Annotated in this window: 22 protein-coding genes and 2 tRNA genes; 7 read left to right on the top strand and 17 right to left on the bottom strand. The window is 46.6% G+C overall.

What is annotated here, in order from left to right:
• Positions 1–105 precede the first annotated feature (105 nt).
• The gene (locus tag AEST_RS05090) at positions 106–1,299 is read left to right on the top strand and encodes a transporter substrate-binding domain-containing protein (RefSeq protein ID WP_008607517.1); all 1,194 of its coding nucleotides are present in this window, start codon (positions 106–108) and stop codon (positions 1,297–1,299) included.
• Between the two features lie 58 nt (positions 1,300–1,357).
• Here AEST_RS05090 and AEST_RS05085 read toward each other — a convergent pair whose 3' ends face one another.
• The 8 genes from AEST_RS05085 to proB form a co-directional block, all read right to left on the bottom strand.
• Positions 1,358–3,265, bottom strand: coding sequence for a SurA N-terminal domain-containing protein (locus AEST_RS05085; protein ID WP_083840392.1), 1,908 nt, complete (start codon positions 3,263–3,265; stop codon positions 1,358–1,360).
• A 141-nt stretch (positions 3,266–3,406) separates the two neighbouring features.
• Entirely contained in the window at positions 3,407–3,679 is a 273-nt protein-coding gene (hupB, locus tag AEST_RS05080; RefSeq protein WP_008607515.1) for a nucleoid-associated protein HU-beta, read from the bottom strand.
• Positions 3,680–3,889: 210 nt separating this feature from the next.
• Positions 3,890–6,286: an endopeptidase La gene (gene lon / locus AEST_RS05075; RefSeq protein ID WP_039925141.1), complete on the bottom strand. Its 2,397-nt coding sequence runs from the start codon at positions 6,284–6,286 to the stop codon at positions 3,890–3,892.
• A 108-nt stretch (positions 6,287–6,394) separates the two neighbouring features.
• Complete coding sequence (clpX, locus tag AEST_RS05070; protein WP_008607513.1) at positions 6,395–7,675, bottom strand: ATP-dependent protease ATP-binding subunit ClpX; 1,281 nt, start codon at positions 7,673–7,675, stop codon at positions 6,395–6,397.
• Between the two features lie 50 nt (positions 7,676–7,725).
• Positions 7,726–8,331: an ATP-dependent Clp endopeptidase proteolytic subunit ClpP gene (gene clpP / locus AEST_RS05065; RefSeq protein WP_008607512.1), complete on the bottom strand. Its 606-nt coding sequence runs from the start codon at positions 8,329–8,331 to the stop codon at positions 7,726–7,728.
• A 133-nt stretch (positions 8,332–8,464) separates the two neighbouring features.
• Positions 8,465–9,775 (bottom strand): trigger factor, encoded by a 1,311-nt coding sequence (tig, locus tag AEST_RS05060; RefSeq protein WP_008607511.1) that lies wholly within the window; start codon positions 9,773–9,775, stop codon positions 8,465–8,467.
• Between the two features lie 255 nt (positions 9,776–10,030).
• Complete coding sequence (locus AEST_RS05055) at positions 10,031–11,284, bottom strand: glutamate-5-semialdehyde dehydrogenase (protein WP_008607509.1); 1,254 nt, start codon at positions 11,282–11,284, stop codon at positions 10,031–10,033.
• Complete coding sequence (gene proB, locus AEST_RS05050) at positions 11,281–12,402, bottom strand: glutamate 5-kinase (protein WP_008607508.1); 1,122 nt, start codon at positions 12,400–12,402, stop codon at positions 11,281–11,283. Before proB ends, AEST_RS05055 begins: the two co-directional genes overlap by 4 nt.
• Before the next feature lie 507 nt (positions 12,403–12,909).
• On the opposite strand from proB, the gene AEST_RS05045 reads away from it, so the two are divergent.
• A complete protein-coding gene (locus tag AEST_RS05045; protein ID WP_008607507.1) occupies positions 12,910–13,923 on the top strand; it encodes an IS110 family RNA-guided transposase in 1,014 nt (337 codons plus the stop codon).
• An 821-nt stretch (positions 13,924–14,744) separates the two neighbouring features.
• Here the strand turns inward: AEST_RS05045 and AEST_RS05040 are convergent.
• The 5 genes from AEST_RS05040 to AEST_RS05025 form a co-directional block, all read right to left on the bottom strand.
• Positions 14,745–14,821: transfer RNA gene (locus AEST_RS05040), tRNA-Pro, on the bottom strand.
• 13 nt (positions 14,822–14,834) lie between these two features.
• Positions 14,835–14,910 (bottom strand) — tRNA-His (locus AEST_RS05035).
• Positions 14,911–15,361: 451 nt separating this feature from the next.
• Entirely contained in the window at positions 15,362–16,048 is a 687-nt protein-coding gene (locus tag AEST_RS05030) for a hypothetical protein (RefSeq protein ID WP_039925139.1), read from the bottom strand.
• 119 nt (positions 16,049–16,167) lie between these two features.
• Positions 16,168–16,329: a hypothetical protein gene (locus AEST_RS17135; protein WP_156803871.1), complete on the bottom strand. Its 162-nt coding sequence runs from the start codon at positions 16,327–16,329 to the stop codon at positions 16,168–16,170.
• Position 16,330: 1 nt separating this feature from the next.
• Complete coding sequence (locus AEST_RS05025; RefSeq protein WP_156803870.1) at positions 16,331–16,555, bottom strand: hypothetical protein; 225 nt, start codon at positions 16,553–16,555, stop codon at positions 16,331–16,333.
• Positions 16,556–16,792: 237 nt separating this feature from the next.
• Here AEST_RS05025 and AEST_RS05020 point away from each other — a divergent pair, with 237 nt between their 5' ends.
• From AEST_RS05020 to AEST_RS04995, 5 genes are all read left to right on the top strand, one after another.
• Entirely contained in the window at positions 16,793–17,191 is a 399-nt protein-coding gene (locus AEST_RS05020) for a 5' nucleotidase, NT5C type (RefSeq protein ID WP_202948012.1), read from the top strand.
• A gap of 375 nt (positions 17,192–17,566) precedes the next feature.
• Positions 17,567–17,998, top strand: a complete 432-nt coding sequence (gene umuD, locus AEST_RS05010; RefSeq protein WP_039925133.1) for a translesion error-prone DNA polymerase V autoproteolytic subunit — start codon at positions 17,567–17,569, stop codon at positions 17,996–17,998.
• Positions 17,995–19,275, top strand: a complete 1,281-nt coding sequence (umuC, locus tag AEST_RS05005) for a translesion error-prone DNA polymerase V subunit UmuC (RefSeq protein WP_039925132.1) — start codon at positions 17,995–17,997, stop codon at positions 19,273–19,275. Before umuD ends, umuC begins: the two co-directional genes overlap by 4 nt.
• Positions 19,276–19,554: 279 nt before the next feature.
• Positions 19,555–20,226 (top strand): hypothetical protein, encoded by a 672-nt coding sequence (locus tag AEST_RS05000; RefSeq protein WP_039925131.1) that lies wholly within the window; start codon positions 19,555–19,557, stop codon positions 20,224–20,226.
• A gap of 114 nt (positions 20,227–20,340) precedes the next feature.
• Complete coding sequence (locus AEST_RS04995; RefSeq protein WP_008607496.1) at positions 20,341–21,465, top strand: ISAs1 family transposase; 1,125 nt, start codon at positions 20,341–20,343, stop codon at positions 21,463–21,465.
• Positions 21,466–21,651: 186 nt separating this feature from the next.
• Here AEST_RS04995 and AEST_RS04990 read toward each other — a convergent pair whose 3' ends face one another.
• The 4 genes from AEST_RS04990 to AEST_RS04975 all read right to left on the bottom strand — a co-directional run.
• Positions 21,652–22,410, bottom strand: a complete 759-nt coding sequence (locus tag AEST_RS04990) for a hypothetical protein (protein WP_156803869.1) — start codon at positions 22,408–22,410, stop codon at positions 21,652–21,654.
• 255 nt (positions 22,411–22,665) lie between these two features.
• A complete protein-coding gene (locus tag AEST_RS04985) occupies positions 22,666–23,793 on the bottom strand; it encodes a DUF4238 domain-containing protein (protein WP_008607494.1) in 1,128 nt (375 codons plus the stop codon).
• A gap of 54 nt (positions 23,794–23,847) precedes the next feature.
• The gene (locus AEST_RS04980) at positions 23,848–24,444 is read right to left on the bottom strand and encodes a hypothetical protein (protein WP_008607493.1); all 597 of its coding nucleotides are present in this window, start codon (positions 24,442–24,444) and stop codon (positions 23,848–23,850) included.
• A 161-nt stretch (positions 24,445–24,605) separates the two neighbouring features.
• Positions 24,606–24,853: hypothetical protein (locus AEST_RS04975; protein WP_039925128.1), on the bottom strand; the 248-nt coding region annotated here is incomplete at its 5' end.

Raw genomic sequence — 24,853 nt, 5'->3', positions numbered from 1 at the left:
AGTACGGCTATAATTAGGGCGTGTTAACGATTGCTGCAAAAACAAGCAGCAAACGTTAACACGCCCTACTACAACTCAGGGATAGTTGCGCTTGCAGGATACTTTATGCTTACAGCACTTTTCATTCTCAGCATCCAGACCATAACGCCGGCGCAAATGGCCACCAATATGCCACTGGACAATCAGGATGCCAGCCGGCGGCAGATCGACTGCATTTTCCAACGATTGCAACAATCCTACCAGCTAGTAAGTTTACCCTGGCTCAGAGCGCGGCAGGAAGTCCGGCTAAATCGCCTTGACGGCTATTTTAGCGCTATTCTGCTCAGCGAAATGGAACCCTTTGGCGAACTCTCAGCGCCGCTGTATCTGGAAAACTGGTACTGGATTGAACATCTTCAGTCGGTAAAACTGGCCGGTCAGGAAAAGGCGCTGGGGGCGGTGCGCGGCAGTCACCAGCAAAAATGGTTTCAACTGATGGCAGAAACCGTTACTACCGAAGTCAATACCGATGAGGAACTGGTCCGCCTGCTGCAATTAAAGCGCGTCGATCGGATCCTGATGGATTTAGAGGCATTTCAGTTAAACGCTGAACGCCTGGGTCTGAATCAGAGCGACTACCAGCTAAGCTTTTTCCGTTATGTGCCGTTGGGGGTTTATTTCTCAAATCAGTTTTTGCAACTCAGACCACAGTTTCTCAACCGCTTTAACGCCCTGATCGCGGGCTGCAGCCAACAGAGTTTTGCGCTCTCACCGCAGGAACAGCAGTTAATACTGCAACGCTTTTTGCCGCAGGCGCAGGCACTTAGCCGCCGTCAGGATGTGCAGCAGGCATTAGGCGCTGCCAAGCAGCAGCTGTGGACCGAACAGCAGATCCTGCAACAGGATCAACAATGGATCGAAGAAGTGGAACTGGGTATCGCGACCCTGGCAAAGCAAATGTTACTAAGCCCACTTTCCTTGCAACTACAACAGTTCCAACACAGTTTTGCCGGGCAGATTGCGGAGATTATCCTGATGGATGTGCAGGGGCGTAATGTCGCCATCAGCGAGATCACCTCAGATTTCTGGCAGGGTGACGAAGCGAAATATCAGCAAGTCTTCGGCACTAAGCAAAGCTACTTTCTGGATGAGGTACAGTTTGATGCCTCAACCGCACGCTTTCTGACCCAGCTCAGTATCCCGGTAATCGCTGCTGATGGCCGTCAGCTTGGCGTCCTTACTCTGGGACTGGATGTTGAAACTAGTCTGCAGTATTGCCAACTAAACGGTGATAGTATCGGCAGCTGCGACACTCAATAGCAGAGTGTGTGATAGCAAAAAAAAGCCCCGGATATCCGGGGCTTGTACTAGCTGAGATTTAAATATCGTCAGGTTGGGTAGTATTGCGCAATTGACGGCTGATTTTCGCATCAGCCCGCAGTACTGCCAATAACGCCTGATAATTTTGCTCCGCTTGCTGACGGGCAATAGCTTCCAACTGACCAGCATCCGGTACGCTGCTGATCTCAGCGTCCGTTACTGCCGATACCGCTACCAGAACGACATCGCCATTGGCGAGTTGCACTGAATCCAGGCTGGTAACGCCACTCTCTGGTCTTGGCATAGCGAAAGCTTTGGCACGGATCTCAGTACCCAGAGCGCCACCAAAACGCGGTGTTGCTGGATGGTCATTAATGGTTACCGCAACCTGAGTTGCCAGACTGTCCAGATCCGTTTTCGCCGCAAGTAACTCAGCTGCATAGGCCGCGGTTAATCTGGCCAGCTCTTGCTGTTGTACCGCTGCTTCAACTTCTGGGCGTACTTCATCCAGTGGCAGGGTGCGGGCAACCTGATGCTCTTTCACCCGCACGACCAACACCTGATCCCGCGCCAGTTCAATCACATCACTGTTTAAACGCTCAGCAATAAAGGTCGGATTAAACAAGCGACTTAATATGGCGGGCTGCGCCAATAAGGCAGGTGCAGTGTCGCGGCTAAATAAGGTCGTGTGCTGGACCTTCACGCCGATAGCTTCGGCTGCATCTTCCAGGTTATCCGGCTGTTCGAAAGCGGTTTGCGCCAATCGCTGCTGCAAGTCGTAAAACAGTGCTGTTGCCTGGTCGGCCTGTAACTGATTACGGATTTCAGTTGCTACCTCAGCTAGGGTCTTGGTTGTCGCAGGGGTAAATTTACTGAGTTTGATAATATGATAACCAAACTCGCTACGTACCACACCCGACAGCTCACCTTCTGCCGCTAATGCCATCGCCGCCGCTTCAAAGGCCGCATCCATCTGGCCGGCAACCAGCGGACCCAATTCACCGCCGTTTTGGGCTGAGAAGGTATCAGCTGAGTGCTGCTGCGCCAGGGCAGCGAAATCTGCGCCCGCTTTTAACTCAGCTAATAACGCTTGAGCCTGCTGCTCGATCGCACTGTCGTCCTGCTCGGTTTCCAACATGATATGCGCGACTTCGCGCCGCTCGGCGCTACCAAAGCGCGCCTGATTAGCCTGATAGTAGTCAGCCACCTGCTGCTCCGTCACTTCGATATCCGCTACCAGAGCCGCTGCTGATAACTCCACATACTCAACCGCCACTTGCTCGGGCGTCATGAAACGCGCAATTTGCTGCTGATAATAGCTTTGTATTTGTTCTTCGCTCAGGTTTAACTGGCTACGGAAACGCTCAGCCGGTATCGTCAGGTAGCGAATGTCGCGGGTTTGCTGTTGCAGAGCGAGTAACTGATTAATCTCACCGGCTAGACCAAACTCACTGCCCAGCAGACCTTGCATCAACTGACTGCCTGACAGATCTTCGCGGATCAGTTCACGGAACTCGGCTGGTTGATAGCCCGCTTGACGCAGAATGGCAATAAAACGGTCATTGTTAAAGACGCCATCGACCTGGAATTCCGGCAGATTCACCACCGCAGCACGCACCTGATCATCGCCAACCCGCAAACCCAAACGACGGGCAAACTGCTTTTGCAAGGTGTCGTCAATCAGCCGCTCTAACACTTCGCTACGAAAATTGGCCATATAACCCGGGTCAGCGGCCAGCATGTCGTACATTTCACCAAACTGCTGCTGCATCCGCGAGCGTTCACTTTGCAGTGCTTGCTCGAAGCGTGCCTGACTGATTTCTTCGCCGTTCACCACGGCGACTATCGCCTCACGGGGTGAGCTGAGGTAACCGCCGACGCCTGCCAATGCAAATGTCAGGATCACCAGGCCAAGAATGATCTTGGCGGTCATACCCTGTGAGCCTTCTCTGATTCGTTCTAACATCGTTGCGCTTTCTCTGTTATGTCGTGACACAAAAGTTGTGTTAAAAAAAAAGCGCATCTTAACAGATGCGCCTTTTTTATAGAAGCCTGAGCTAAGCTACCGGCTTGTGGAACTCCCCCGGCGCGCCGGTCGGAAATTCTATTAGTTAACTGCGTCTTTTAACGCTTTACCCGGCTTGAAAGAAGGAATTTTCGCAGAAGCGATTTGGATAGTAGCGCCGGTTTGTGGGTTACGGCCAGTACGGGCTGCACGCTCACGTACGCTGTAAGTACCAAAACCAACTAAAGCTACTGAGTCGCCTTCCTTAAGAGCTTCGGTAACAGCGTCGATGAACGCGTCTAAAGCACGACCTGCTGCGGCCTTAGAGATATCTGCATTCGCAGCAATTTTGTCGATCAGTTGAGACTTGTTCACAATATCATCCCCTTCAATTGTTATTATTTTCTACAACTACAAGCTATTAGGTTTAATCCTTGCCTGCTTGTTATAACAAGCAAAGACATTGCTTGCAAGCAGCAGAAACATTAAAACTAATCTTTTTTGGCTTAGGCTGTAGCCCTTGCAACACAAGGGCTTAGCCGAAACTGTCCATAACTTAGCACAGCCAACGGGAATGAAAAGCCCCTAAACCGGATTTTTTTCGGTTTTTTTGCTTTTTGCTGCATTTTTTGCCGTATTTGGCACTGTTACCCGTGCCAAAGGCTCTTGCAATGCGGCTTCCAGCACCTCTTCAATCCATTTTACCGGCGTGATTTGCAACGCACTTTTCACGTTTTCCGGAATTTCTTTCAGGTCGCGGACATTATCAAAAGGTATTAATACCCGCTTGATGCCGCCTCGATGTGCGGCCAGTAACTTCTCTTTTAAGCCACCAATCGGTAACACTTCACCGCGCAGCGTAATTTCACCGGTCATAGCGACATCTGCCCGCACCGGATTACCGGTTAGGCTCGACACCAGCGCTGTGACCATCGCAATACCGGCACTGGGGCCATCCTTTGGCGTTGCGCCTTCCGGTACATGCACATGGATATCACGTTTCTCGTAGAAGTCTTCGTTAATCCGCAGTCCCTCAGCACGGCTGCGTACCACCGTCATCGCCGCCTGAATGGATTCTTTCATCACATCACCGAGTGAACCGGTATAGGTCAACTTCCCTTTACCCACGACAGCCGCCGCTTCAATGGTTAGTAAATCGCCCCCCACTTCGGTCCAGGCCAGGCCGGTCACCTGACCGATGCGGTTGCTGTCTTCGGCTTTACCGTAGTCAAAGCGGTGTACACCTAAGAACTCTTCCAGATTAGCGTCGTTAATCACGACTTGCTTTAAACCTTTGCTTAGCAGAATTTGCTTCACTGCCTTGCGGCAAAGTTTCGAAATTTCCCGCTCTAAGCTGCGCACCCCGGCTTCACGGGTGTAGTAACGGATAATGCCGATAATGGCGCTATCCTCAATCAGCACTTCTGACGGCTTCAAACCATTACGGCTGACTTGCTTCGGCACCAAATGCTGTTTGGCGATATTCAGCTTTTCATCCTCGGTATAACCCGATAAGCGGATGACTTCCATCCGATCCAGCAGAGCCGGCGGAATATTCAGGCTGTTAGAGGTGGCGAAAAACATCACATCAGACAGATCGTAGTCAACTTCCAGGTAATGATCGCTAAAGGCGCCATTCTGCTCCGGATCCAGTACCTCTAACAACGCCGCTGCCGGATCACCGCGGAAATCCGATGCCATCTTGTCAATTTCATCCAGCAGGAACAATGGGTTACGCACTCCAACTTTTGCCATCTTCTGGATAATCTTGCCTGGCATCGAGCCGATATAAGTACGGCGGTGACCACGGATTTCCGCTTCATCCCGCACCCCGCCTAAGGCCATCCGCACATATTTGCGGCCGGTTGCCTTGGCAACCGATTGCCCCAGTGACGTTTTACCGACACCCGGCGGACCAACTAAACACAGAATGGGCCCTTTTAACTTGTTAACCCGCTGCTGCACTGCCAGATATTCCATGATCCGCTCTTTGACCTTCTCCAGGCCATAGTGATCGGCATTCAGGATTTGCTCAGCGGCAGCCAGGTTTTTCTTTACCTTAGAGCGTGTCTGCCACGGCACCTGAGTTAACCAGTCAATATAGCTGCGCACCACTGTAGCCTCTGCCGACATCGGTGACATCATTTTCAGCTTTTGCAGCTCAGCCTTAGCCTTGGCTTCTGCTTCAGCCGGCATTTTCGCCTCAGCAATTTTTTTCGACAGGGTTTCAAACTCATCCGGCGCATCTTCCAGCTCACCGAGCTCGCGCTGGATTGCTTTCATTTGTTCGTTCAGATAGTACTCGCGCTGGCTTTTCTCCATCTGCTTTTTCACCCGGCTGCGGATGCGGCGCTCGACCTGCAGAATATCGATCTCGCTCTCCATCATCGCCATCAGATACTCCAGCCGTTCGGTCACGTCCGTCAGCTCCAGTACCTTTTGCTTATCTTCGACTTTCAGCGGCATATGCGCCGCCATAGTATCAGCCAGACGGGCCGCATCATCGATACCACTTAGCGCAGTGAGTACCTCAGGCGGGATCTTTTTATTTAGCTTGATATAGCCTTCAAACTGGTTAATTGCCGAACGCAGGAATACTTCCTGCTCACGGCTATCGATGTCCTGAGTTGGCACCAGCTCGACAAAGGCCGCAAAGCTGTTTTTGGTCTCAGTAAATTTACTCAGTTTTGCGCGCTTACCGCCTTCAACTAACACCTTAACGGTGCCATCCGGTAGTTTTAACAGTTGCAGAATAGTGGCAACGGTACCGATCTGATACAAATCTTTTTCGGTAGGATCATCCAGAGTGGCGTCTTTTTGTGCCACTAAAAAGATCTGCTTATCATTGTCCATCGCCGCATCTAAACACTTAATAGACTTCGCCCGGCCAACAAAAAGTGGGATCACCATATGCGGGTAAACAACGACATCCCGCAATGCCAATACCGGCATATGCAAGGTTTCTTGGTGTTCTGTGGTCATGAAATAGCTCTCGAAATTAATAACTGCAGGCGATATAAGCCAGTATATGGGGCTTTTTCCGGAAACTTCAATTCATCAGATAAAAAAGGAGCTTTGCAGCTCCCTTTTTTAATGCGATTCGGCTACCGCCGGCTCACTGCTCTCGTAGATAAGTATGGGCTGACTCTCACCGCGGATCACTGTCTCGTCGATAACAACCTTGCTGACATCCTGCATCGACGGTAATTCGTACATGGTATCCAGCAACACGCCTTCGACGATAGAGCGTAAACCCCGGGCGCCGGTCTTACGGTCCATGGCTTTTTGCGCGATGGCTTTTAAGGCATCATCGCGAAACTCCAGATCGACCTCTTCCATCGCGAACAAGGCAGCAAACTGCTTGATCAGCGCATTCTTTGGCTGACTCAGGATCTGCATCAGCGCATCCAGGTCCAGCTCGGTCAATGTAGCAACTACCGGCAGACGGCCAATAAATTCCGGGATCAGGCCGTATTTCACTAAGTCTTCCGGTTCTACATCGCGGAAGCTTTCGGTCAGGCTGCGGCTACTTTCTTTGCTTTTCACTTCAGCGCCAAAACCAATACCTGAGCCTTTAGCTAACCGTTGTTCAATCACTTTATCCAGACCTGCGAAAGCGCCACCGCAGATAAACAGAATTTTAGAGGTATCAACCTGCAAAAACTCCTGCTGTGGGTGCTTACGACCACCTTGTGGTGGTACCGAAGCAATGGTGCCTTCAATCAGCTTTAACAGCGCCTGCTGTACCCCCTCACCGGACACATCACGGGTAATAGACGGGTTATCAGACTTGCGGGAGATCTTGTCGATTTCATCGATATAGACAATACCGCGCTGCGCTTTTTCGACGTCGTAATCGCATTTTTGCAGCAGTTTCTGAATGATATTTTCCACGTCTTCACCAACATAACCAGCTTCGGTTAATGTGGTGGCGTCGGCCATGGTAAAAGGCACATCCAGTAAACGCGCCAGGGTTTCAGCCAGCAGCGTTTTACCGCTACCGGTAGGACCGATCAATAGAATATTACTCTTACCCAGTTCCACATCCTGCTTTTGCTGGATGCTACGCAGGCGTTTGTAGTGGTTATAAACCGCTACCGCCAGAACTTTCTTCGCATGCTCCTGACCGATCACATAATCGTCCAGATGTTTGCGGATCTCGCGCGGCGTCGGCAACTTCTCGGTATCACGCTTCGGCGAGATATCTTTAATCTCTTCCCGAATGATATCGTTGCATAGGTCAACGCATTCATCACAAATATAAACTTGTGGCCCTGCGATCAACTTACGCACTTCATGCTGTGATTTGCCACAAAAAGAGCAGTACAGTAATTTGCCGCTCTTATCGCCGTCAGTGCGGTGATCAGACATGTAACTACCTCTTGTTCAACCAGCCGGGCCAAAACCCGGCCTGCTTTAAATTATTTCGCATCCCGCTGCGTTAATATGGCATCGATCAGGCCATAGTCCAAGGCTTGCTGCGCGCTTAAGAAGTTATCGCGCTCGGTATCCTTGCACACTTGCTCATAGCTCTTGCCTGAGTGTTCCGCCATTAAGCGGTTTAGCTTCTCTTTGATACTTAAAATCTCCCGGGCATGGATCTCAAAATCCGTTGCCTGGCCCTGGAAGCCCCCTAACGGCTGGTGAATCATCACCCGGGCATTAGGTAAACAGTAACGTTTACCCTTGGTACCACCGGATAACAGGAAAGCGCCCATACTGGCTGCCTGACCAACACACACAGTAGCGATATCCGGCTTGATATAACGCATCGTATCATAAATCGATAAACCCGCCGTGACCGAACCGCCCGGTGAATTGATATAAATATAGATGTCTTTTTCCGGATTTTCAGATTCAAGGAACAATAATTGGGCGACAATCAGATTCGCCATATGGTCTTCAACCTGACCAGTCAGGAATATTACCCGCTCTTTTAACAGACGCGAGTAAATATCAAAAGAGCGTTCACCCTTGGCGGTTTGTTCAATGACGATGGGTACTAAGGCGTTGACAATCTCATTCATGTCACGAGACATTGGCATAATCTGGGATCCCTTCTCTAAAGCTGTAAGGTGTCGAAAATAGCGGTGCCACAAAATAAAATGGCCCGAACAGGTGTCCGAGCCATTAAAACCGTGCCAGCCTAAGAAGTCAATCTTAGTTAGCGGCCTTCGGGTTCATAATCTCATCGAAAGCAGCAGCTTGTTCAGTTACTTTAGCAGCTGCCAGCACCACTTCGATCGCCTGCTCTTCTAAAGCCACGTTACGCATGCTTTGCATCAGCTCTTTGTTGCCTTTGTAGTAAGCCACAACTTCAGCCGGATCTTCGTAGGCAGAAGCGACGTTATCGATCAGCTCTTGTACCTTAGCTTCGTCAACTTTCAGGCTGTTAGTCTTGATGATTTCGCCCAATAACAGACCGACTTTAACGCGATCTTTCGCCTGCTCTTCGAACAGAGAAGCGGGCAGCTCTGGTAATTGCTTTGGATTTACATTCTGACCAAAACGCTGCATCGCTTGCTGACGCAGTACGTCAACTTCGCTGGCGATCAGGGCTTTTGGTACTTCAACTTCGTTAGTTGCCAGTAAGCCTTTGATAACTTGCTCTTTCACTTTACCTTTGATGGTTTGCTTCAGCTCGCGTTCCATGTTTTTACGCACTTCAGCTTTCAGTGCGTCAACAGTGGCTTCAGTTAAACCAAACAGCGCTGCGAACTCGTCGTTCAGTTCAGGCAGTACTTGTTGCTCAACTTTGTTTACCGTTACGGCGAAGCTGGCAGCTTTACCTTTCAGGTTTTCAGCGTGGTACTCTTCTGGGAAAGTCACGTTAACAGTTACCGCTTCACCGGCTTTTTTGCCGATGATGTCATCTTCAAAGCCTGGAATCATCCGGCCCTGACCTAACTCCAGTACGAAGTTAGAGGCCTTACCGCCTTCAAACTCTTCACCGTCGATAGAACCAACGAAATCAATCGTTACGCGATCACCGGCAGCAGCAGCGGCGTCAGAGGCTTCCCACTTGGCGTGTTGCTTGCGCAGCGTTTCCAGCATCTTGCTCAGATCGTCTTCAGAGATCTCAACCACTGGCTTAGTCACTTCCACTTTATCCAGTGCAGCAACAGTCACTTCCGGATACACTTCGAAGGTGGCAGTGAAAGCCAAATCTTTACCGCTTTCCAGCGCTTCTGGTGCAAAGGTTGGCGCGCCAGCTGGGGTTAATTTGTGTTCGATAATGGCTTCGTAAAAAGCGCGCTGCATTTGCTCAGACGCCACTTCCTGCAGTACCGCTAGGCCAAAACGTTTTTGGATGATTGAAATAGGCGCTTTACCAGGACGGAAGCCATCGATACGCTGACGTTTTGCTACGTCACGCAGGCGGCTTTTTACTTCGTTATCTAATGTTGCAGCCGGCACAGTAATATTTACACGGCGCTCTAAACCCTGGGTGGTTTCAACAGAAACTTGCATCGTTTTACCTCAAATTCAATGTCAGGCGCCTTGGATACGCCGTTTTGTCTTGGCCGGGTGTCGACAAACTTAGGATGAACCTGACCTGTTAATAATTGGACGCGGCATTATAGCGGGCTAGAAGCCGCGAGTCGAGCCCTTCAATTTACAGTCTTTAAGTGTTTGTAAGAGCTAATAAAAAACGGGCTTTCGTTAAACGAAAAGCCCGTTTTTTCTGCATTTTTTGCGACAACAAGTCAGATTTATTTCGATCCGTTAGCCGCGCGTCTGCCCCTCCCCCTGGACCACAAATTTTTCAGTGGTCAAGGCTTCCAGTCCCATCGGGCCATAGGCATGTAATTTACTGGTAGAGATGCCAATCTCTGCGCCCAGCCCCAGCTCACCACCATCAGAAAAACGCGACGACGCATTATGCATGACTACAGCAGTATCTACACTGGCGAGGAAGCGGTCAGCTGCGGCCTGATCAGCGGTGCAAATCACTTCAGTATGCTGACTGCCAAAGCGATCAATATGTGCCAGAGCCGCAGTCAAATCATCCACTACCCGTACTGCAATCTCCGGTGCCAGATACTCCTGACCAAATTCGTCATCAGCAATCGGCGAAGCACCATTAAAGTAAGGCAAACTGCGCTGACAGGCATGCACCTTAACCTGATGTTCGGCCAGTGCCTGCGCAGCCAATGGTAAGAAGTCGGCCGCAATCGCCTGATGCACTAACAACCCCTCAAGCGCATTACAGACGCCGGGACGTTGCACCTTGCCGTTTAACAGCAGTTTCAGCGCCATGGCCGGATCGGCGGCCTTATCAACATACAGATGACAGACACCTTTAAAATGTTGGATCACCGGAATGCGGCTCTGCTCGGTAACAAAGCGGATCAGGCCCTCACCACCGCGCGGGATCACTAAATCGATATACTCTTCCTGCTTTAACAAGGCTAACAGCAGGTTACGATCTGGATCCGGCACTATCGTCAACACCTCGGGCGGCAACTGATGCTCGGTTAATGCCTGACGCATCGCACCGGCAATCGCCAGACTGGTTTTAATCGCCTCACGGCCACAACGCAGGATCACCGCATTACCGGCTTTAAAGCACAAGGCCCCGGCATCGGCCGTGACATTCGGCCGGGCTTCATAAATCATACAAATTACGCCCAGCGGAATACGGCGCTTACTAATCTGAATACCATTTGGCCGCTGCTCGATAAAGCGGCTTTGCCCGACCGGGTCCGGCAACTGAATAATTTGCTCAATGGCCGCCGCCATGGCTTCAATACGTTCTGCGGTCAAGGTCAGACGGTCCAGCATGGCTGCACTGGTGCCATTCGCCGCCGCTTCGGCAACTTCAGCCCGGTTTTCTGCCAGAATGGTAGGCGTAGCCAGGCGGATCTTGTCGGCAAAAGCTTGTAATACCGTATTTTTTTCAGCGGTGCTCAAGGTCGCAACCGCTTTGGCGGCCTGAGCGGCACCGGCGGCTAAACTGGCCGCAACATCGCTAATCATAATTTCTCCAGTAACATCATTTCACTGCGGTGGATCACCGCATTACTGCCATTGGGGCAAAAACCCAGGCAAGAGGCAATTTTTTCACTGTGCTGGCCTTTGATCGAAAATAACTGGCTGGCACTAAAACGGCTAACCCCTTTGGCAATCGAGCGCTTGCTAACTGAACAACGCACAATCACTGCATCGCCCGGCGCGAAATCGCCCGTCACCCGCACTATACCACTGCTCAATAATGAAGCGCCATGCTGGCACAACGCATCAACACAGCCGTCATCAACCCAAATTTCGCCTTTGGCACGCAGGGTATGTCTAACCCAATGTTTTTTAGCCGGTAAGGGTATTTTCTGACCATAGAAAATAGTGCCCGGATTGTTACCCGCTAAAAGACACTGAAAGGTTGCTGCCTGATGACCATCGACAATCAGAGTATCCACCCCCTGAGCGGTGGCCTTTTCTGCCGCTTCAATTTTGGTGCGCATACCGCCGGTACCGACCCGCGAGCTGGCGCCACCTGCCAACGCATAGATCTCCGGGGTAATTTGCCTTACTTCCGGGATCAGTTTGGCGGCGGGATCTTTGTTTGGATCGGCGGTATATAAACCATTCACATCTGAGCAAATAATTAAGGCATCAGCCTGAACCACACTGGCGACCATCGCAGCCAGGTTATCGTTATCACCGACTTTCAGCTCATCGGTAGCGATAGTATCGTTTTCATTAACGATCGGTAAAACACCATGATCTAACAGCCGCTTCAGGGTATTTTTAACATTAATATGCCGCACCCGATCACTGAGATCGCCATGGGTCAGTAATACCTGGGCACAGGGGAAATCGAAGCAGCGGCTCCAGAAATTCATCATTTCGGTTTGACCAACAGCAGCCATAGCCCGTTTCAGTGCGATTGGCACCCGCTGATGTTGAAACTGAAAATGATGGCGACCGGCAGCGACGCTACCTGAAGAAACCAGGATCACTTCCCGGTTAAGTTGACGACATTGTTGAATAAATTCGGCAATAGGACGCAAATATCTTTCGCTGCATCCATCTTGGTCCGGCGCAATCAGGGCACTGCCGACTTTCAGTACTACCCTGCGCCAGGATGGCTTAAGCATAACTCCTCCATTGGTTGTTCCGCTGGCTATTCTAGCAAAAACTGTAACCCGGCACCACCTTGGTTACAATTTGCATCGCGTTCACGTTTCAACATAAGCATTATTATTCATAAATTTAGCATCAAACCACAAAAACCTTGCTGCTTTAATAGACGATAAAAAATAGCGAAAACTGTAATTAAATTACAAATTTAGTGGCTATGTTGCGGCTTGAGTGCCGCCTAGGATCGGTGGGCAGCTTAGTCTGGTATTGATTTGCGAAATGTTGGGTATAGCGGTGTGGATCAACGGAATGCTTACCACCTCGTTCGATTTCTGAGAGTCGTCATGACTCACCGATATTAGTTAAGCCCTTAGCTGCGGTAGAATTTTCGTAACAGCAGCAGGGATGCTGCGGAGGCTGAAAGGGCACAGGGATGATGAGATGGACACCTCAAGTGAAATCGGCGTCACAATGCGCCATTATTGATGTGTTAACCGTCAATAAGTTTACATGAGGTGTCCAACATGAAAGTTACACTAATTGGAATCGATTTAGCAAAAAGTATTTTTCAGCTCTGTGGCGTCAATCAGGCAGGTAAAGCCGTTTTTAATCGTACGATTAAACGTAAGGATTTGCTGGCCTTATTAGCTGATTACCCAGATGCAACCTTTGCAATGGAAGCCTGCTCTGGTTCAAATTACTGGGGGCGCACTTTAGAAGCGCTTGGCTTTAAGGTGTTACTTATCCCGCCTATTCATGTAAAGCCTTTTGTCAAAGGCAACAAAAATGACCGTAATGATGCTTTCGCGATTACTGAAGCGGCAAGGCGCCCCAATATGCACTTCGTCAGACCCCGTAGTCTTGAGCAAACCGATATGATGATAGTGCATAAACTCCGGAAACGTCGGGTGGATGCTCGCACGGCTTTGATAAATCAACTGCGCGGCTTGTTAAATGAATATGGCATTATCTTCGCAACCGACAGAACGTCGTTAAAAAATGCGTTGTCTGATTTATTGGAAGATGCAGAAAATGGCCTTACTAGCGCGGCACGAGCACTTATCTGTGATATCCAACAAGAATGGGCATCACTAGATGCGGTTATTGACCGGTTAGATAAACATATTAAAACTCAGGCCCAAACCAACCCCAATGCCAAGAGATTGATGACCATTCGTGGTGTAGGTGAAAAGACGGCTACGACAGCTCTCGCATTTGCGGGTGATGGTAAAGCTTACAAAAATGGTCGGCACTTTTCGGCTAATCTTGGATTAGTCCCTAAAGAGCACTCCAGCGGAGGGAAGCAAAAATTGGCAGGCATAACCAAACGTGGTAATGCCTATTTACGCAATATGCTGATTCAAGGGGCCTGGAGCGTTCTGCGTAATGCCGACAACAATAACGATAGGCTATCAAGCTGGGCGAGAAGAGTAACTGAACGTCGCGGTAAGCACAAAGCAGTTGTTGCTATAGCCAACAAGCTCGCTCGAATTATCTGGTCCGTACTTTATCACCAGCAAGAGTATCAACCAGGCTAAAACAAACGAGTTCACACCACCAGGCAAGTAATGAAAATGAATTAACAGGTTAAACCGGCCTTTGCAAACGCTGATGATCACGCAGGAGTTTAAACTCCGTAGGGACGATAAGCAGCAGAGGCGCGGTTCTCATTTGGGCCAGAAGAGCTAAAGATATCTTCAATAAAAAGGCCGGATATACGTAGGCAGCTTAATCCGTTAATACATTAAAATTGCATGCCAAACGGTGGACTTTTTTGAGGTGTACATATATGTGATCCTTGAAGCCGGTGGAGAAAATTGCTACCCAGCTAAGTGCGCTGCCCCAATCTCAACGCTACTGGTGCTCATCGTTACGCAGGTTCTATCTCGGTGCATCCGTCGGCTAAACGCGCCGTACAACTTTCCTGGGGCACGCCGTGAACCCATCCCTGGGGGCTCCCCTTTCGCATCCATGCGAAAGACGTCCCCAGAAAAGTGTACTCTGCATTTACCGCCTCGTTCACGATCGTGCCGCCAATAGTATATTGTCGTGATGCCTAACCGATGCTCTTTAAGCCCTTAGCTGCGGTAGAATTTTCGTAACAGCAGCAGGGATGCTGCGGAGGCTGAAAGGGCACAGGGATGTGATCCTTGAAGCCGGTGGAGAAAATTACTACCCTGCTAAGGGCGCTGCCCCAATCTCAACGCTACTATTGCTCATCGTTACGCATACCTAACTCGGTGCATCCGGACACTGGAAATACGGAATTTAAATTTTATAAACGGCAATAAAACGAATGCGACGATTCAATAATGCTCTGAGCTAACTGTAGATTTAGTAATGCTGTGGGAAGATAAAGTGGTCGGTGATGCAGGATTTGAACCTGCGACCCCTTGGACCCAAACCAAGTGCGCTACCAAGCTGCGCCAATCACCGACTTAAAGGGGGATGGGGTGGATGATGGGGCTCGAACCCACGACAACCGGAATCACAATCCGGGGCTCTACCAACTGAGCTACAACCACCACATTTTAGAAACTTTTCGCCAAATGGCGCGCCCGATAGGATTCGAACCTTTATATCAGGCTGATTTATACTAAGTGAGTGAGTGAGTGACTAGCCAGTCCGCTCTCATCCCTTAAGTGGTGCGCACTTTACTTATTCTCTTTAAGTTGTGCAACAACTTTTTTCGATGCACCTACTGTGCACCGTAAATTTTTATAAAATAATGTATTCTAGCTATATGGTGCATATTCAGTGCATCGTTTTTTTGAGCATAGTTATGCATTTAGGGTGTTTGTGAAAAACTGCCCAAGATTAAACTAATTTTTAGTGGGCTACTAAAATGCCCTGTTTAGTAGGCAATGCCTATGTATAGGCTGCTATCGTTTCACAATCGAGGAAAGAAATGCGCAGCATTATGGATTTAGTTATTTTTACATTTTACAGCCCACTAGCTTACAAATATTTCAAGTACTAGATTTTCCAGTTTTCTAATGGGTTTCGTTCTAACTCAAGACAAACTTCGATAGATTCACCAGATCTCTCTAATACTTCTTTAAAGTTGTTTGAATTAGTAGAGTAAAATTTAATTAATTCAAGGTTAACAAATACTGTTATGTAAGACTGCCCATAAGGCCAACGAGCGCAGATACCATTTTCGATCAAATACCGATAAAATTTACCGCTATCGTTATATCCAACTTCAAGTGGTGCTTTATTAGCCTCAATAACCACCCATGCAAGCTGACCCTCGTTTTCGCGTGCTAAACAGTGAATAGGTCTAGACCACTTTACATAGCCATCTTCACCTTGCTTTCCCCCCCAAAATTCTCCGCTAAAGGGTTCTTTTAACATGTTTAGCTGCTGTTGGTTTAACTCTATTTCTTTGTCTGGATACGGCTCTGCCCCTACGGGCAATTGAAAAACCGCTAGCTTACGATTTGGATGCCTTAACAGCGTTGTAATATAAGCTAGTATGTAAATATCAAAAATATCTACAAAATGGTGGAAGTCATATTGGAAAACGCAATCAACAAACTTTTTAGGCCACTTACCTAATGTATAGTCTTTATATTTTTTAGCTAAATCGTTAAAATATTTAGGATTTTTATGGAACTCTTTCCATAAAAATTTTCTCAAATCCTTAGTATATCGGTTCATGCCCTAGACCTTCCCTAAAACTTTAGAAACGCCTATCTCTATGATACAACTATAAGATGAGGACGATCGAAATATGGGTAACTTGAACAACCAGGCGATGCCTTTGTGACTTTTAATGATTAGCCCATTGGGTAATGAATATCCTCGTATTCATCGACTAATATGCTTAAAGCCTGTAATTCATCATCTTCTGGTGTGCCAGGCTCGGCTTCTAACAACAATTCGATGGCACTTAGCACTTCTTCAAGTTCTTGATCATTTGCTATTGGTGGTCTGCTCATGTTATTCGTGCTCTAGAGGGTACGGGATTATCCGCGAGAGATTTCTTGCAGCCGCAATTTGATCATCGGTAAGCGTTTGATCATTGTGTTTGGTTATTGTGAGTGCCTGAGAATCAGGTGATGCCTCGAAAACCATAATATCACCGATTTTAACCCCTAATTCCTGGCACAGGGTATCTGGCAGTTCTACCTCATTATGACGACCAATTTTTACCCGATAACTCATGCGTCCTCCCGAATACGCCCCGGCAGAGTTGAGCATAGCCCAACTTTGAATTAGTGTGAAATGCATCGTATACACACCATAACAGTACCTTACCTCCGGTGGTTCACGTCGATTAAATTAGCTAAACTGATTGAGGTGAACTGAAATTCGGGCAAATTGAAAGTGAAACACATAATTTACATTGATTTAGACGATACACTGTGCGATTACAAAAGTAGTTACGATGCGGCTAGGAGCTTGAGGCCAGATATTCTCTATCCTCAGAGTCAGGAGGGATTTTTTCTGAATCTACCACCCTATGAGTATGCGATCGAGACTGCTAGTTGGTTGTTTGAGCAACCTGAGTTTTTGGTGTTGCTGCTAACCGCGCCGTCAGTACATAACCCGCTCTGCTATACCGAAAAACGGCTCTGGGTTGAGCGCCATTTTGGATTTGAACATTGCCACCGGCTGATTATCAGCGCTCACAAAGGTCTTTCCAGGGGCGACTATTTGATTGACGATAAAACTGCAGGATTTGGTCAGGAGGATTTTCAAGGGCAACTGATTCACTATGGGAGTGCTGAATTTCCTAACTGGGCTAGTGTTAAACGCCATTTCGTTGCGTTGTTACACCGAATGGCTACTGGAAGCTAACACGGCTCCAATTCATCGAGCAAACTCCCATACCAGTTCAGTAACTGCTGATAACTATCAAACGATTTCTTAAGTGTGTAGCACGCTATATTGTCGACGCTAACAACAGAAATTCTAAGTTTGTGATTTCGTATTTCAATTTTCGGAAGGTTGAAGAGAGTTCGACCGACAGATTTCCATCTCCACAGCTGCTGCCTAAATTGCGCTTCATTAACCTCTAACGTTTCCATACTAAGAACCCACCTTAAATTTTACGTTACATAAATGTAGATAAATCTAACCTACTTTTCAAACGATAATCCAAATAACACTTACACTACCGCTTTTGTTTTATCGGCTATATACTGTATATATATACATATGACGAGGTGTGATATGACAGTTGAAGTACTCGGTCAAGCATCGTTATGCAATGCTATTCTGCTGCCACTTTTCAACAATCGGGTGTCAGCTGGGTTCCCTTCTCCAGCACAAGATTACGTTGAGAAAACGCTAGACCTAAACGAGCTTTGTGTTAGGCATCCTGCGGCTACGTTTTTCGTTAAGGTTAGTGGCGATTCGATGCAGAACGCCGGTATATATGACAGTGATATTCTGGTAGTGGATCGTGCCCTTGAGGCTAAACATGGAGATATTGTCGTCGCTGCACTGAGCAATGAGTTCACAGTTAAAGAATTATGCTTAAAACCGACTATCAGATTGTTACCACACAACCCGAAGTATCAAGCGATTGAGATTACCTCAGATAACGAGTTAGAAATTTTTGGTGTGGTGACTAACGTGGTACGAAAAATACGAAGGCCATGACAACGAAAACTTTCGCTCTTGTTGACTGCAATAACTTTTACGCCAGCTGCGAGAAGCTATTCCGACCGGACATTAAAGATGCTGCTGTTGTAGTGCTATCGAATAATGATGGCTGTGTTGTAGCGCGTTCAAAAGAAGCTAAAGCACTCGGCATTAAAATGGGTGTCCCCGCTTTTCAGATACGTGAGCTCATAGAGAACGGTAAGTTGCTGGCTTTCTCCTCTAACTACGCACTGTATGCTGATTTATCAGCGCGAGTGATGACAACACTAGAGCAACTCGCGCCAGCTGTTGAAGTTTACTCTATTGATGAAGCATTTCTTGATCTAACGGGCGTGAGTCATTGTCTTGACCTAACTCAATTTGGTCAGCAAGTACGCAGTAAAATCCAAAAGTGGCTCGGCATTACCGTATGTGTTGGCATCGCACCGACTAAAACACTGGCTAAGTTAGCAAATCATGCAGCTAAGAAATGGACTAAAGCAGGCGGTGTTGTTGATCTGACAAATAAAGAACGACAACGCAAGTTAATGAGCTTGCTGCCTGTTAGTGAAGTATGGGGAATTGGTGGCAAATTAACGGCAAAACTTAACAAACTCGGGATCAATACTGCTCTTGACCTAGCTGATGCAGAACCTGCTTTTATGCGCCAGCAATTTTCTATAGTGGTATCGCGTATTGTGCAGGAGCTCAATGGCGAGTCGTGCCTGGAGCTGGAACAGGTAGCACCAACCAAAAAAGAGATTGTGAGTTCTCGCTCATTCGGTGAAAGGATCACCTGCAAACAGCAGATGCAGGAGGCCATAAGTGAGTATGTTAGTCGTGCTTGCCAAAAATTGCGTAAAGAGCAACAAGTAGCCAAGCAATTGAGTGTTTTTCTACGAACCAGCCCATTTAGCGATAAAGAACGTGACCCGTACTATTCAAATAGTATAAGTACCTCGCTTGTAACGCCAAGCGCTGACACTCGTGATTTCATCAGTCTTGCAATCAACCTACTTGATAAGATCTGGCGTGACGGATATCGCTACGCCAAGGCCGGAGTGATGCTGTCAGATTTTTATGATGAAGGTGTGCATCAAGGCTGCCTGTTTGAACCTGAACCGCCAAGCTATCAAAGCAAAGCGCTGATGACTGTAATCGATAAACTAAACGGCAGTGGCAAAGGCAAGATCTGGTTTGCTAGCCAAGGTATAAAGCAAGACTGGTCAATGAAACGCGGTATGCTATCACCGCTGTACACGACCAGTTGGGTGGATTTACCGAAAGCTAAATAGCCGCTTTGAGCGAAAAGCGGACATAACGCACACAGCAGGATCAGCCCTAGATTTTGCCCAGAGCTACGAACTGAGGATAACTATTCTCTGGTAAGTCCTTTACCACCATTGGAGACATAGATTTGCTGCTGGTGGTAAGCAGTTGCTGCAATCAGATGGTAAATAAAATGCAATTGATCAGAAATTCTTCTAGACTAACCTATCTCGTTCCAAATTTTGGGTCATTCAGGTTAAAAACCACATACACGAAATTGGCAACATGTTTTAAAAGGAATTACGATGAAATACATCGGTCTACTATTTTGTTTAACCTTAACTTCTTGTAGCACTGTAAAATATAACTACACTCCTGAGTCTAGCCGCTTCTCGATACCAGAACCAGAAACTGTTGTGTCGGTAGGATTAGGTGAACCCTTAATGGATCAGGGCCGAGTTGTTAAAAGAGATATAATTGAAGTGACTGAAGAGGCAGAAATTTCTGCTTATGATATTAAAAAGGGAAAGCTATCTAAAATTGGCGAAGATGAAAAATCCGAGTTCTTCGTTCAAGACCTACTTGCCGGATATGTTATTCATGCTGGACTAATAGCGGTCACACCTCAACCTCACGCTACAGTTCAAATTAAGAAAAATACAGGCGAATTCTGCGTTAATAGGCCTGCCGACATAACAGTTTGCGGGAAAGTAAACTTCACACGCTCAAAAGAAACCGTTTTCACAAATGATAGTTTCAGGCGAACACTTTTATACAGCGGAAAAGTCGGTAATAAACTAAAAATCAGCTACCGCGAATTTAGCAATGATATGGCTAGAGCTGCTTTTAGTACCGATGTCGAATATGACCTAAACGAAAGTAACATCATAGGTTATGCTGGAGCTCGTTTGGAAGTAATCAGTGCAACAAATACGGAAATCACTTACAAAGTTTTGAAGCATTTTAGTGAACGCTGATCGAGGGCTAAAACACAGGGCAAGATCACGAACATTTAACGCGCACTTTAACATAACTGATTGACCGCGATCTTCCGTTGTGATCAGATACTGGCTTTTACGCGGAGCCAGTTTATGAACATCGATATTTTTGCAGAGCACTTTTCAGAATTAGAAGACCCAAGGCAAGCATCTAAGGTCGTTTACCCCTTGTTTGACGTGGTATTTTTAACGCTGTGTGCCGTTATCGCAGGCTGTGAGGGCTGGGAAGATATTGAAGATTTCGGTGAAAACCGCTTTGACTGGTTGCAAGAACATGGTTTTTTCAAACTGGGCTTGCCGGTACACGACACTATCGCACGGGTGATGTCATTGCTGGACAGCGAAGCTTTACAGCGTTGCTTTGCCAGTTGGATGCAGGCTTGTACAGAGCTTACTGATGGTCAGGTGGTAGCGATTGACGGCAAAACGTTGCGCAGCTCTTACAACCGCGAAGACCGCTGCTCTTCTATTCATATGGTTAGCGCTTTTGCCAGTGCCAATGGCGTGGTAATGGGCCAGGTTAAAACGGACGAGAAGAGCAACGAAATTACGGCGATACCTCAGCTACTTAACTTGCTGGAGCTTAAAGGATGCTTGGTCAGTTTGGATGCCATGGGATGCCAGAAAGAGATAGCGCAGCAGATAGTAGATAAAGAAGCTGACTACCTGTTGACGGTTAAAGGCAACCAAGGGCAGTTGCATGATGCAGTAAAACAAGTCTTTGCGGGTAAAGCGCACAAAGACACTGCAGCGCAGTCACTGGAAAAGAACCGTGGGCGCTTGGAGTACCGAGAATTCCAGGTATGTGATGCCAGTGAATTACCGGAAAAACTCAAAGCTGCGTGGCCTGCGCTGACAACCTTGGGCATGGCAACCACCTATCGGGTGGAAAAGGACAAGCGAGCAGTATTAGAACAACGTTATTTTATCAGCTCAGCCGCGCTTAGTGCCGAGCGGCTATCCAGCGCAGTTCGCGAGCATTGGAGTATCGAAAACCAGTTACACTGGGTGCTGGATGTGAGTTTAGGTGAGGATGCGTGCCAGATATATCGTGGTAATGCAGCGACTAATCTTGCCACGATGCGACACTTTGGTTTGAATATGTTACGCGCTGAGAAGCGAAAAATGAGTATCAGAAGAAAGCAGCGTCAGGCATTGATGAATGAGGCTTATCTGGATGCGGTGCTTGAAGCTGGAATGAGCGTGGTTATTAAATGACCACTCGTAATCTTACCCTGGGCTAAAACATTATATTTTAACCTTAGCTGTATAAGATCATCCACATTTATGACTAGTTTTGTGGCCGACCTTACCACTCGTTGCAATTATTTCGCACCACAACGTTTAAATTCAGGCTCAACAACTAAAAGCATTCAGCTATGCGCTTTTGTGAGCTAGTAGATGTTATTTATATTGACTTACCCTCACTCGAAAGTAGCCTTTATGGTATTCACAAGCATTTTGTAACAATGGCATTGAAAGTTCATTAACTAACATGTAGTTATGTAATTGATTCGCAGCATTGTGACACATCTTCAACATCTGACCTGCCAAGGAATCTCTGTCTTTATCCGAGGCATAATGCATTGTTGTATTGTCAGGCAAATAATATTCAGCAAAATATGGCTTTTCTCGAAGATTATAGTTGGGCAACGCGTCTTTCTCGCTATCTACAATCACGGCTATTCTAGAAGGATTCTTGGCAGGTCGAATATTATTTTCGATAACTAAAGACCATCCTATCTGCTCCGGGTTAACTCCATCTATTGGTGATAAAATTACATAACTCACCAAATGAGAGAACGGTATATCACTACCATACGCACTCAATCTTTTGGGGACGTGATAGCACGTACATATACTGATCTTATGTCCCTTATATTGTTTGGTATTAGTATCAATGCTAATCGCGTAGTCGTAATTATTTTGCAAAAATTTATCAGGATCAAACGATGCGTTGTTACTGCGCGCGGCCATAGAGGTTAACACTTTAGGCTTTCCTGAGTTTCTTTGGTAACTTCTTTCCAAGAAAAGGGATTTTGGTTCAGCTTCTGGAAAATGAAATACTCCATGCACCGAGTCATAAACAACAGTTATTTTAGACACCGTACCTTTAGTTTCAAAGGTTATAATCTCGCTTCTAGGCTTCTTTTCGTCGCTCAAAATGTCGCCCTTAATTGCGTTCAAACGTTAGACTCACTTGAGCCACTAAGAAAATAAATACCAGTTCAAAATAACCGATATGTGGTGTAACAGATGAGAAATCAACCAATACAACATAAAATCGAACACAACAAACGTCTGCTTTTGGCACTTAGCTGCCTGGCAACCGAGGTCTACTGTCGGGAATGAGCGATTTGCGGATATCTGATAGTTAGCTCGGAATAGTCCGCTACAGACAAACAGCGGACATCCCAGCTATAAGCCATGTTTAGTTTCAAAAACAATCTTTCCACTTAATTTATCGATGGCTTTGACAGTGCAGTCTCTGCTACGGACAACCCCAATAATATTGCTAAAATTTGTGTCAAACACTTCAACGGAATGCACTTTCTGCTTTTCAAAAAGTTCATCGCTCACACATACATCTTCGCTAGTCAACGTTAGTAGTGAGTTATCGCGATGATAACTTTTCACCGTTAAAATTAGCCTTCTCGAACCGGTAAAAATCTTGGCAAGAAAGTTAAGATTACCTTCCTGTTTAATTTTGACTGGTAGGCTAGTGACGGGATTATCCATAGAGGAGTATATATGTTCACTGGCATTTAATAGCATCATGTTATTTAACTGCGAAATTACGCTTTCGTGTGAACATTCGTATCCTTTCGTTTCACCTTCAAAACTACTATGAGATACATATGCTAGCCACGGAGTTAAAGGCATAAAGTAGAAAAGTGATTCAAAATGATCATCTATATATTTTTTTTGCTGTAATGGGTGAAAAATTCTCGATATGTCTTCTTGATTAAAAAACTCCTTTATTACGGGCTTGTCAGATGTAAGAAAGGGGATTTGAGTGCAGTTAATAATTATCCCAGATTTTCTATGAATTGGGTTTAGAGCCTCAGGTGTAGCTAAATACAAAATCTGCTGTTTTGATATTTCATCATAAATATTTCTGTTGCTATTCCCTCCTTCAAACATGTCTGCATACAATGCCACTCTATCCCATGATTTTTGGTGGGTTTTAAGGACTTTCTCGGTTCTAAAAAATTGAGTAACTACAAAAAGTGTGAATATCGAAAGAATCTCATTTGAAAACTCTCCATTAAGTAGTTTTGTAATCCCCTTACTGTAAAAGCTTTCTATTTTGGCAAGATGTTCTTCGACTAAGGGCTTATCAGGATCATCAGATTTTAAGTTATAAAATCTAGTTTTAGTAAAGATATTGTTTCTTAGTCCTTTCATTTTCCAAGCTCTATCAAGAGCAGAAGTGTTTACGTATACACCAGCTTCATATTTTTTGTTATTTACAGAGGAAGAGCTATCTACGAAGTGTTTTAGGTAGCACCTCGGCACGATGTGCTGATCACGTTTTTTTGCCATACTTTTTATCCATTAAAGGCAATGCTTCTAAGAAGGTGTACTCTTTTTAAAAAGCTATTTGGCAAACCCTGCCAACACTGAAAGCTCTTTTAGCTTTCGATCAAAGTTAGAAGAGAATTTATCTTCCTGCTCCACCCAAAGGTCATGATAATCCTTGTGAAGTGTTGAGTGTCGCTTGGGTTCACCCCATTGCTCTACAATCCACTTGATGTCTGTTTTAGTGAGATCTAGTTTGTTATATCCAGTGTTCTGGTAGTTAAACGGGAGAGAATTTAATTTTCCTCCCGGTGTATGCTCAATGACATTATAACCGGGCATTTTTAAACGTTTACTGTAAGGGATACTAAATGATTCAATTACGGCTAACCGATAAATTAGTTCTAGTTCGTCGGCGTAGTCTTGCTTTGACTTCCGTTTACTACGTATCGTGGCTCTGAGAGCAATCTTTGCCTCGCGAAAAGCGCCCGGTAAGGGTAGGTTATCGAGAGCTATTGTAAGGCGCTTGTCTGGGTCATCGTGATACTTTTTAATGGTGTCAGCCCAGAACTCTCCAATACCATTATGAATGGCATTGCGACTTTCTGTAGCAAACTGATGCGCTTTATTCCATACTTCTTCATCTGTTTGCATTTCTAGCCATGACTTTCGCATTGGATGTATTTCCTTGATAGTGTCTACATATTATTTATACAGATAAAAAAAGTAATCTCAAGTTATCAAGCCAACCATAATCCCGCATTTCACTTAGCTAATTCTGCCTTTTATACCAGCTTTACATACCCCAAAATTGTCCGAAGCGGATCCGAATTGCTTTACCACCCAAAGCCCGCTTTACCTAAAAAGCTGCCATCCAAACTACCAAACACCAACGACCGAAAATGGCACTTAGCCGCCAGGCAGCCGAGATCTACTGGCGAGAATGAGCGAAAAGCGGTCGTTAACGTTGCGATAAACCGCGTGGGCAGCACCGCAGCAAATTTCTTTTTGATTGCCTTGTTAGCACTCTTACACCCCGTAGGCCTGAAGTTCAGCAGTAATTTCAGGCTCATCTTGTCTACAA

Source organism: Alishewanella aestuarii B11, from assembly GCF_000280055.1.
Lineage (GTDB): Bacteria > Pseudomonadota > Gammaproteobacteria > Enterobacterales > Alteromonadaceae > Alishewanella > Alishewanella aestuarii.
This window is presented reverse-complemented; position numbering and strand designations above follow the sequence as displayed.

Coding starts and splice junctions, on each gene's coding strand:
- AEST_RS05090 (WP_008607517.1), top strand. CDS start 106: ATGCTTACAGCACTTTTCATTCTCAGCATCCAGACCATAACGCCGGCG.
- AEST_RS05085 (WP_083840392.1), bottom strand. CDS start 3,265: ATGTTAGAACGAATCAGAGAAGGCTCACAGGGTATGACCGCCAAGATC.
- lon (WP_039925141.1), bottom strand. CDS start 6,286: ATGACCACAGAACACCAAGAAACCTTGCATATGCCGGTATTGGCATTG.
- clpX (WP_008607513.1), bottom strand. CDS start 7,675: ATGTCTGATCACCGCACTGACGGCGATAAGAGCGGCAAATTACTGTAC.
- clpP (WP_008607512.1), bottom strand. CDS start 8,331: ATGAATGAGATTGTCAACGCCTTAGTACCCATCGTCATTGAACAAACC.
- tig (WP_008607511.1), bottom strand. CDS start 9,775: ATGCAAGTTTCTGTTGAAACCACCCAGGGTTTAGAGCGCCGTGTAAAT.
- AEST_RS05055 (WP_008607509.1), bottom strand. CDS start 11,284: ATGATTAGCGATGTTGCGGCCAGTTTAGCCGCCGGTGCCGCTCAGGCC.
- proB (WP_008607508.1), bottom strand. CDS start 12,402: ATGCTTAAGCCATCCTGGCGCAGGGTAGTACTGAAAGTCGGCAGTGCC.
- AEST_RS05045 (WP_008607507.1), top strand. CDS start 12,910: ATGAAAGTTACACTAATTGGAATCGATTTAGCAAAAAGTATTTTTCAG.
- AEST_RS05030 (WP_039925139.1), bottom strand. CDS start 16,048: ATGAACCGATATACTAAGGATTTGAGAAAATTTTTATGGAAAGAGTTC.
- AEST_RS17135 (WP_156803871.1), bottom strand. CDS start 16,329: ATGAGCAGACCACCAATAGCAAATGATCAAGAACTTGAAGAAGTGCTA.
- AEST_RS05025 (WP_156803870.1), bottom strand. CDS start 16,555: ATGAGTTATCGGGTAAAAATTGGTCGTCATAATGAGGTAGAACTGCCA.
- umuD (WP_039925133.1), top strand. CDS start 17,567: ATGACAGTTGAAGTACTCGGTCAAGCATCGTTATGCAATGCTATTCTG.
- umuC (WP_039925132.1), top strand. CDS start 17,995: ATGACAACGAAAACTTTCGCTCTTGTTGACTGCAATAACTTTTACGCC.
- AEST_RS05000 (WP_039925131.1), top strand. CDS start 19,555: ATGAAATACATCGGTCTACTATTTTGTTTAACCTTAACTTCTTGTAGC.
- AEST_RS04995 (WP_008607496.1), top strand. CDS start 20,341: ATGAACATCGATATTTTTGCAGAGCACTTTTCAGAATTAGAAGACCCA.
- AEST_RS04985 (WP_008607494.1), bottom strand. CDS start 23,793: ATGGCAAAAAAACGTGATCAGCACATCGTGCCGAGGTGCTACCTAAAA.
- AEST_RS04980 (WP_008607493.1), bottom strand. CDS start 24,444: ATGCGAAAGTCATGGCTAGAAATGCAAACAGATGAAGAAGTATGGAAT.